This window comes from Chryseobacterium sp., assembly GCF_022712095.1.
In the GTDB taxonomy this organism is placed as follows: Bacteria; Bacteroidota; Bacteroidia; order Flavobacteriales; family Weeksellaceae; genus Chryseobacterium.
This window is the reverse complement of sequence record NZ_JALAHD010000240.1, coordinates 1-9866: the sequence shown is the minus strand read 5'-3', so window position 1 is coordinate 9866 and position 9866 is coordinate 1. Positions and strand designations below refer to the sequence as shown.

The following is a 9866-nucleotide window of genomic DNA, read 5'->3' as shown; positions in this document are numbered from 1 at the left end:
TTTCTAAACAAACATTTATCTTATGAAAAAAGAAATTTCGACCCGCTTTCCGGGAGTGCACAGATTATTACATTGGCTCATTGCCATATCCATGACATTATTATTCATTACCGGTTTTTTAAGAATGAAATGGATGGGAAAAAAAACCATTCTGAATGCCATAGAACAAAATGTTCCTAATCTCATTTCCCAAGAACAAAAAATAAGTATTGCAAAAACGATTCTTTCTCCTATGTGGCATTGGCATGAATGGGCAGCTTATGCTATGTTGTTTTTATTTGGACTACGGATTATTTACATGATATTAGGAGGAATCAGATTTCCTAATCCGTTCAAAAGAAGTGTTCCTGCCAAAGAAAGATTGCAGGGTTTAATATATATCATATTTTATATTTTTATTGCAGTATTTATTATTACCGGCTTTTATCTGAAATGGGGAGACGGATCTTTAAAAAAGCCCATGGAAGCGGTACATAAATGGGCACTGTATGTATTTCCTATTTTCATTGTGATACACTTAATAGGAATTGTCATTTCTGAGTTAAGCAGTAAAAAAGGGATTACTTCCCGAATGCTGGGAGGGTAACGGGATATGATCATATCAGTATCCCCTTAAAAAAAGCCAAAGAGTATAACAGGTTAAATGAGAAAAAAGGATATCTGCCTTGGCCAAAAGTTAAATAGTCCCACAAAATAACAATATATCCTAAGAATAAAAAATAACAATTGATACTATGCTACATTGCTATTAATAAAAAAACCGCACTTTAATCAGTGCGGTTTTTTTATTGATGAAAAATATTTTATTTTTTATCAGCTGATCTCTGTAAAACTTCATCTACCATACCATATTCTTTCGCTTCTTCTGAAGTCATCCAATAATCTCTGTCAGATGATTTTTCTACCCAGTCATACGTTTGTCCTGAATGATGAGCAATGATATCATATAATTCCTTCTTCAATTTCAACATTTCTCTTAAGTTGATCTCCATATCGGAAGCTACTCCCTGAGCACCTCCTGAAGGCTGGTGGATCATTACTCTTGAGTGCTTAAGAGCAGAACGTTTTCCTTTTTCTCCGGCTACCAGTAACACAGCACCCATTGAAGCTGCCATACCTGTACAGATAGTTGCTACATCAGGCTTAATGATCTGCATAGTGTCATAAATTCCTAATCCGGCATATACACTACCTCCGGGAGAGTTAATATAGATCTGAATATCCTTGGAAGGGTCAGAACTTTCAAGGAATAAAAGCTGTGCTGTGACGATATTAGCTACCTGATCATCAATTCCGGTTCCCAAAAAGATAATTCTGTCCATCATCAGACGTGAAAAAACGTCCATCTGAGCCACATTTAATCTTCTTTCTTCCATAATGTACGGCGTAAGATTCGTTGGTCCATACATTCCCATATACTGATCGGTCACTAAACCGTTATTTCCTAAGTGTTTTACAGAGAAATCTCTGAATTCCTTTTTAATGTCCATATTTCTACTTGTATTATTTTATAAATATTAGTGTTGTTTAAATTACAACTTTTATTCCTAAAATTTTATAGGACTTTTTGTCACAGGTGACCATCCTAATTTTTCCGTTATCTTTTTTGAAAACTCATTCAGCATCATGATTTTTTTGATTGAATCATAGTATCTTTCCGGATCTTTATCTCTATAATCCTCAAATTCTGCGGTCATCTGTTTAATGATAAAGTGAATATAATAATATTTATGAATTAAAATATCATTCTCCACCTCCACTGCTACAAAATCTCCGATGGTAGGAGGAAATATATTTCGCGTGGTCCAGTCACTTAATTCATTTGGGATCATCAGAGCATCAGCCACTTTGGTCGTGATATCTTCATCCATCAGAGTCAAAAAGAAATTTCCGGCTCTTAACTCTTCATGTTCAATACCATCTTTGATGTTATCAATAATTTTCTTATTGGTTTCAATCTGAAATTCGTACTGTTCTTCATCAAAATGATGCAGAATTTCTTCAATTACGGTGATTTCATACTTCTCCTGTTTATCATTTCTCCTTTGAAGCACCACATCACCAAACATAAGCATTAAATCAATCAGCTTATTCTCCTGATGAAATATATTAAACTGAACGGAATCTATTTCCTGCTCAGGTTTAGGAACAACTTCCAGCTTTGTAGCTTTATTTTCCCGCTGCTGAATATTTTGAGTCTGGTTTTGGGTGATTTGTTTTTGGACATCCAGTTCATTAAAAAGACTTTGCTCGGACAATCCGAATTTATTGGAAACTTCTTTCAGATATACTTCCCGTTTAAGGGCATTCTGTACAAATGAGACAGATTTCACAATATTCCTGATGGCATCAGCCTTTTTAATAGGATCACTTCCAGCTTCCTTAAGAAGAATTTCCGCTTTGAAATCAATAAAATCCGTTGCTTCTTTTTCAATAAAATTCTCCACATATTCCTGCGGATGCTTTCTTGCAAAAGAATCAGGATCATCACCTTCCGGAAATAGTAAAACACGGATATTCATTCCTTCCGTTAGAAGCATGTCAATGCTCCGGAAACTCGCTTTAATTCCTGCATTATCCCCATCAAAGAGAATAGTAACATTTTCCGTCAGTCTTTTAATCAGTTTGATCTGATCAACAGTCAGAGACGTTCCTGAGCTGGCTACCACGTTCTCAATTCCCGACATATGAAGTGCAATCACATCCATATATCCTTCCACCAAAAGACAGTTATCTTTTCTGGAAATAGCCTGCTTACTTTGGCTTAACCCGTAAAGGACATTGGATTTATGATAAATTTCCGTCTCGGGAGAATTCAGGTATTTCGCAGTCTTTACATTATTTTTAAGAATTCTGGCTCCAAAACCTAAAACCCTTCCCGAAAAACTATGGATAGGGAAAATAACACGTTCTCTGAAACGGTCTATACCAGCCGGGCTGTTTTCAGGAAAAATGGAAAGTCCTGATTTTTCAAGAATATCCCGAGAATATCCTTTTTCCAAAGCATATTCCGTAAAGGCATTTTTCTTTTCAGGTGAATATCCCAGTTGAAACTTCTTAATGGTTTCATCTTTAAGCTCACGTTCCTTAAAATAGGCATATCCTATGTTTTTTCCCTCTTCAGAATCCCAAAGCTGTTCCTGAAAATAATTGTTCGCAACTTCATGGATTTTATAGAGCTGATCTCTTTCGGAGTGTGCCTGTTTAGCTTCCTCAGAATATTCCTGCTGATCTTCCTCTATCTCTATTCCATACTTTTTAGCCGCATGGCGAAGCGCCTCGGGATAAGTGAAGTTTTCGATTTCCATCAGAAAAGAAATTGCCGTTCCCCCTTTTCCGGTAGAAAAATCTTTCCAGATCTGCTTACTTGGAGAGACTACAAAACTGGGTGTTTTTTCTTCGTGAAAGGGACTCAGCCCTTTATAATTAGACCCTGCCCTCTTCAACTGCACATATTCACCAACAATCTCTTCTACCCTGATCGTTGAGAAAATTTTATCTATGGTCTGTTTAGAAATCATAGTGTAAAAATAAGTAATTTACCCCCAAAAGTATATATTTTCTTATATTTTTGCAGTAAAATACTTACATGCAGTTCAATATAAAAAACATAGAAGATTGGCATCAGGTAGTGGATAGCATTATTCCTCATTTACAGCACAATATCTTTCTGTTAAAAGGAAACTTGGGAGCAGGAAAAACTACATTCACTCAGTTTTTACTAAAAGAGCTGGGAAGTGAAGACGAAATCAGCTCTCCTACTTATTCCATCGTAAATGAATATAATACTCCTAAAGGAAAAATTTATCATTTTGACCTGTACCGACTTAAGAATATTGAAGAAGTATATGATATCGGGATTGAAGAATATCTCGATAATGCTTTTCTGTGTATTATTGAATGGCCGGAAGTATATGAAGAAGAGCTTTACGGACTAAAATTTCACACCATGAGCATTGTAAACACTGGTGAACAGAGAGAAATCACATTCGATTAAATATTATATCTTTGTTTAATGAATTCAATTACACAATAACTTTCTGTAAGTCATAATTTAATTAAGGATGAGCACTACAAATATATTTACTCCTTTCACTGAAGAAGATTTAATGCCGAAGGAAGAAAAGTTGGAGGTCATAAAAAAAGGAAAACAATTTAGTATTGGAATTCCCAAGGAAACCTGTCTTAACGAAAGAAGAACCTGCATCACTCCGGACGCCGTTCAGGTATTGGTAGAACATGGTCATGAAATCATTATTGAATCCGGTGCCGGAAAAGGATCTTTCTTTACCGACATACAATATTCCGAATCGGGAGCCAGAATCACCAATGATCCCAAAGAAGCTTTCGGACAGGATTTAATTCTAAAAATAAATCCTCCCACTGAAGAGGAAATAGATTATCTGAAACCCAATACTTATCTGGTTTCAGCATTACAGATCAATCTAAGGGAGAAAGAATATTTTTTAAAACTGGCAGAGAAAAAGATCAATGCTATTGCTTTTGAATTTATTGTAGATGAATACAAGCAACTTGCATTAGTGAGGTTAATCGGAGAAATTGCCGGTACAGCTTCTATTCTTTATGCTTCAGAATTATTAGCACTCTCCAATGGGTTAATGTTGGGTGGAATCACCGGTGTAAGGCCAACGGAAGTCATTGTAATAGGTGCCGGTATTGTAGGAGAATTTGCTACTAAAGCAGCTATAGGATTAGGTGCCAGTGTAAAAGTTTTTGATAATTCACTTTCAAAACTGAGAAGATTACATACTATCGTAGACAGCAGAGTCCCTACTTCCATTATTGACCCTAAAGAATTAGGCAAAAGCTTAAGAAGAGTAGATGTAGTAATCGGTGCCCTTCCAAGGTTAAATATGCAGCCTATTGTTACCGAAGACATGGTAATGAAAATGAAAAAAGGAAGTGTCATCATTGATGTTACCATTGATAACGGCAAAGTAATTGAAACTTCTGAACTTACTACGATGGAAGATCCTTATATCATTAAACATGATGTGATTCACTGCGGGCTTCCCAATCTGACATCCAGAATGCCGAGAACAACTACAAAAGCTATCTCTAATTTTTTCCTTTCCTATATTCTGAATTATGATGAAGAAGGAGGCTTCGAAAACATGCTGATCCGTAAAAATGAGATGAAACAGAGCCTGTATATGTATAAAGGAAGACATACAAAAAAAATCATCTGTGACCGTTTCGGACTCACTTATCATGATATCAATCTTTTAATTTTCTAAATGAAAAAACTTAAATTTTATCTTATAGGGCTTATTCCCGGGCTTATTATCGTATTCTTTGTACTGAACAAAAAAGGAGCAAGCTGCAGCGGTTATCTGCCAAACAGCCGTGTAATTGCGGAAACGCTCTCCAAAGATTTTAAGTACTCCGAAAATTTTCAAAATGAAATGAATATCTATAAGGTGAAGGAAAAGTTCTTAAAAGAGACCATCATTACCCAGGGGAAAATTGACTTTGACAAAAGCCATGCTCAAAAACAACCCTGCCCGGATTATATACTGGTCTATCCTAAAGATCAACCTATTTATGAAATAAATTTTGAAAAATGCAAAGAGGAAGTAACCTTTAACAGTATTAAAAAGCTTAACTAGTTTCTGATGGAAGGCAATTACTATATGATCCATGATTATCTTATATTCATAGGGGTTTTTGCTATTTTCTTCTTTCTGACATTAAGCATTTATCTTTTCAGTCAAAACGGACAGTTGAAAAAAAGAAATAACAAACTGTTTGAGACCAATATGCTGATAGAACAAAAACTCAATGAGGTTCAGCTAGAGCATATCGGCACAAAATTAAATCCACATCTTTTTAAAAATATTTTAAATTCGGTACAGTCCCATGCGTATCAAACCTATATGTCTCTAGACAAGCTGGCAAATGTCCTGGATTATATTCTTTACGAAAGCAATAACAAATATGTAAGCCCGAAAGAAGAACTAAACTTTGCTTTAAGTCTTATTGAGATTAATAAAATTAAAATAAACCCTCTTTTCGATTTCAGGATCAAATCCAAAATAGATAAACTGGACCCGCTTTATGAAGAAAAAGTTTTTGCACCTCTCATTTCGGTAGACCTTATTGAAAATGCTTTTAAGCACACCGATTTTTTAGCTCAGGATTCATTTATATCGATTCAGATAGAATTGGAAAATAAAATATTTTCGATGAAAGTAATCAATAAAGCTTCTCTGAAAAATACATTGCAAAAGGAAAAAAGCGGATTTGGAAGCCAGTCACTGGATCAGAGATTAAAAATGATTTACAGTAATCATTATCAATTGGAAAAAAGTTCAAAAAATGGTATTTTCACCGCTCAGCTCAAAATTAATTTAGGGGATTTTTATGATAAAATGCGTTATTCTCGATGATGAACTTCTGGCGATCAGCTATTTAAAACTTTTATGTGAACAGATTGATAATGTAGAAGTGGTAAAAGCTTATAATGATCCGAAAGTTTTTCTTAATGATATTGGGAATCAGGACTGTAATGTCTGTATCCTGGATATCGAAATGCCGGGAATGAATGGGTTACAGGTTGCTGAACTAATTTCTCCTTCAAAAAAAATCATTTTTACTACTGCCTATAAGGAATATGCTGCGGAAGCTTTTGACCTTAATGTGGTAGACTATGTAAGAAAACCCATTAAAAAAGAAAGACTGATTCAGGCGTTTGAAAAGGCCCAGGAACTGATCAGCTTATCACAAAAGAAAGATTTTATAGAATGGAATACCAATATTGGTAGGTCCATTATTTTTACGGAACAGATCGCCTATATTAAGACTTCCGAAATTGACAGCCGTGACAAGGAAATCATACTGAATGATTATTCTACGATGGTTCTTAAGAACCTCAGCTTTAAAAACCTATTGGAAATACTTCCTTCAAAAGACTTTGCCCAGATTAATAAAAAAGAAATCATTGCTCTTTCTTCTATAAAAGCTTTTTCTACCAATGAAATTATTACGACAATTTCTATTGATGGAGAGAATTTTCTTAAACTCCAAATTGGTGAAGCTTATAAAAGTACACTAATGGAAATGTTTGGAAAATAAATTGAATTCTAAATAGTCTACAGAATTAAGGCCATTTCGAGGTATTGGAAAATCTCCGTCATAAATACATAGATTCTTTATTACACTATGCTCCAGTCCGAATGATAAAATGCAGCTTGGCTACCAACAAGAAAATTTCAAACTAAAAGAAATACATGACTTGAGAAAATACTCTAACTATACAATCTTGCTTAGATTCTATTATTTTTAACATTCTCTTACCATCCTCCATTCTTATCATAGAATTTCATTACATTTTTTACAAGTCTTATTACATTTTATAAAAAAAATCATTTATCATCAATATATTCTTATCAAATTTGCACCTTAAAATATAGGAATTATGAATTGGGGAAAATACAGAAATGTTATCTTTTACATCAGTACCATTGCCTTTTTTTCATGCCTGATGTATTGGTTTGTTACAGAAGGGCAAACACTCGAGGTAAAAGAAAATATTGTCGTAAAAACATCTGGCGGTTCCACCTGGGATAATTTCGTGGAATCATTTAAAGCGAATCTTCACCATCCTTTAGCCTTATTACTTGCACAGATTGTAACCATCATTCTGGTTGCAAGATTATTCGGATGGTTTTGTATGAAAATAAAACAACCGACCGTAATCGGAGAAATGGTTGCCGGTATCGTATTAGGACCTTCACTTCTCGGAATGTATTTTCCTGAATTTTCAGATTTCCTTTTTCCTCAGGAATCATTGGGAAACTTACAGTTTTTAAGTCAGATCGGACTTATTCTTTTTATGTATATTGTAGGAATGGAATTGGATCTGAGTGTTCTGAGAAAGAAAGCTCATGATGCTGTTGTTATCAGCCATGCGAGTATTATTATACCTTTTGCATTGGGAATAGGATTATCTTATTATATTTATCAGGAGTTTGCACCGGAAGGGATTCAGTTTACCTCATTTGCATTATTTATTGCCATCGCCATGAGTATTACAGCTTTCCCGGTGTTAGCAAGAATTGTTCAGGAAAGAAATCTACAGAAAACTAAATTGGGAACCGTAGTTATCACCTGTGCTGCTGCTGATGATATTACAGCATGGTGTATTCTGGCAGCTGTAATTGCAATTGTAAAAGCAGGATCTTTCACAAGCTCCATATATGTCATCATCATGGCTATTGCCTATGTATTCCTAATGATCAAGGTAATACGGCCATTTCTTAAAAGAATCGGAGACCTTCAGGTAGAGAAAAACACCATTAACAAGTCTATGGTAGCCATCTTTTTTCTTACACTGATTCTTTCTGCTTATGCTACGGAAGTAATCGGAATCCATGCTTTATTCGGTGCATTTATGGCCGGAGCGATCATGCCTGAAAATGCTAAGTTCCGTAATTTATTTATTGAAAAGGTGGAGGATGTGGCATTAGTTCTTTTACTACCGCTATTCTTTGTATTCACAGGGCTTCGTACAGAAATCGGACTTTTAAATCATGGTCATTTATGGATTGTGGCAGGCTTTATCATTTTAACTGCTGTTATCGGAAAATTTGCGGGAAGTGCTTTAACGGCCAGGTTTCTCGGAATTAACTGGAAAGACAGCCTTACGATCGGAGCTTTAATGAATACCAGAGGATTAATGGAGCTTATTGTCCTTAATATCGGTTATGATCTGGGGGTTTTGAGTCCGGAAATATTTGCCATGATGGTTATTATGGCGTTATTTACCACTTTCATGACAGGACCGGCTCTAGATCTTATCAATTATCTGTTTAAATCCAATAAAAACGAAGAAGAGAAAGCTCATGACGATAATGGTTCTAAATATCGTGTCCTGGTATCTTTTGATAATCCGGAATCAGGAAGTACTTTACTGAAATTAGCCCATGATTTTACCAATAGAATGAATGGCAATAAAAGTATTACCGCTATGAATATTGCTCATGTTGAGGAAATGCACCCCTATGAAATTGATGAATATGAAAATGAAAAATTTAAGGATGTAATAGAAACTTCTCATGATCTTCAATTGAAAATAACCACACTATTCAAGGCATCCACAGATATAGAATCCGATCTTACAAATATTTCAAATAAAGGAAATTATGATCTTCTTCTGATCATGCTGGGAAAATCGATGTATGAAGGGAGCTTGCTGGGAAGATTACTTGGATTTACAACCAAAATCATCAATCCTGAAAAATTGCTGAATACCGTAAAAGGGAAAAGCCGTATTTTCAATCCTTCACCTTTTGATGATTTCACTTTACAGATTCTGGATAAAACCAATATCCCTGTAGGAATTTTAGTAGACAAAAACTTTACTTCTGCAGATAAAGTATTCGTTCCTATCTTTAATTTAAGTGACTTTTATTTACTTGAATATGCTAAAAGACTGATCAATAATAACAATTCTCAAATTATCATTATGGACGCAGCAGGACAGATCAGAAATAATATTGAGGTAAAAGAACTGATCAGAAGTATAGAGCAGGTAGCACCCAATCATATCACCCTATATAATGAGAAAAAAATTGAAAAAGAATTTTTAGACTCACAGGACTTGATGCTGATCAGCAGTAAGAGCTGGAAAAACCTCATTGATACCAAAAGTTTATGGTTATCTGATGTCCCTTCCACTCTGATTATTTCCAATCCTTAAACACTATATCATCCATAATTCAGGTTTCCGTACCGCTTATCAATATGCGAACCTGTTTTAGTTCATGGGAAATATTTTGACAAGCTTAAATCCGGTCTCAATAAAAAGGCAAAAAAATATAAGACCTCAAATAATTTATGCAAGA

9 protein-coding genes are annotated in these 9866 nt (G+C 34.9%); 7 read left to right on the top strand and 2 right to left on the bottom strand.

Annotated elements, in window-relative coordinates:
* Nucleotides 1–22 precede the first annotated feature (22 nt).
* Nucleotides 23–586 carry a cytochrome b/b6 domain-containing protein gene (locus Q0A18_RS12610; RefSeq protein ID WP_292010505.1) on the top strand — a complete coding sequence of 188 codons (564 nt, stop codon included), beginning with the start codon at nt 23–25 and terminating at the stop codon, nt 584–586.
* Nucleotides 587–803: 217 nt separating this feature from the next.
* On the opposite strand, the gene clpP is transcribed toward Q0A18_RS12610, so the two are convergent.
* Entirely contained in the window at nt 804–1490 is a 687-nt protein-coding gene (gene clpP / locus Q0A18_RS12605; protein ID WP_292010504.1) for an ATP-dependent Clp endopeptidase proteolytic subunit ClpP, read from the bottom strand.
* 57 nt (nt 1491–1547) lie between these two features.
* On the bottom strand, nt 1548–3521 hold the full coding sequence (gene dnaG, locus Q0A18_RS12600; protein WP_292010503.1) for a DNA primase: 1974 nt from the start codon (nt 3519–3521) through the stop codon (nt 1548–1550).
* A gap of 68 nt (nt 3522–3589) precedes the next feature.
* On the opposite strand from dnaG, the gene tsaE reads away from it, so the two are divergent.
* The 6 genes from tsaE to Q0A18_RS12570 all read left to right on the top strand — a co-directional run bounded on the left by tsaE (nt 3590) and on the right by Q0A18_RS12570 (nt 9721).
* Entirely contained in the window at nt 3590–3997 is a 408-nt protein-coding gene (gene tsaE, locus Q0A18_RS12595) for a tRNA (adenosine(37)-N6)-threonylcarbamoyltransferase complex ATPase subunit type 1 TsaE (RefSeq protein WP_292010502.1), read from the top strand.
* Between the two features lie 67 nt (nt 3998–4064).
* The gene (locus Q0A18_RS12590) at nt 4065–5258 is read left to right on the top strand and encodes an alanine dehydrogenase (protein ID WP_292010501.1); all 1194 of its coding nucleotides are present in this window, start codon (nt 4065–4067) and stop codon (nt 5256–5258) included.
* A complete protein-coding gene (locus tag Q0A18_RS12585; protein WP_292010500.1) occupies nt 5259–5630 on the top strand; it encodes a hypothetical protein in 372 nt (123 codons plus the stop codon).
* A 6-nt stretch (nt 5631–5636) separates the two neighbouring features.
* Complete coding sequence (locus tag Q0A18_RS12580) at nt 5637–6410, top strand: histidine kinase (RefSeq protein ID WP_292010499.1); 774 nt, start codon at nt 5637–5639, stop codon at nt 6408–6410.
* The gene (locus tag Q0A18_RS12575; protein WP_292010498.1) at nt 6385–7095 is read left to right on the top strand and encodes a response regulator transcription factor; all 711 of its coding nucleotides are present in this window, start codon (nt 6385–6387) and stop codon (nt 7093–7095) included. The genes Q0A18_RS12580 and Q0A18_RS12575 overlap by 26 nt, the downstream gene beginning before the upstream one ends.
* A 343-nt stretch (nt 7096–7438) precedes the next feature.
* On the top strand, nt 7439–9721 hold the full coding sequence (locus tag Q0A18_RS12570) for a cation:proton antiporter (protein WP_292010497.1): 2283 nt from the start codon (nt 7439–7441) through the stop codon (nt 9719–9721).
* The last annotated feature ends 145 nt before the right edge of the window (nt 9722–9866 follow it).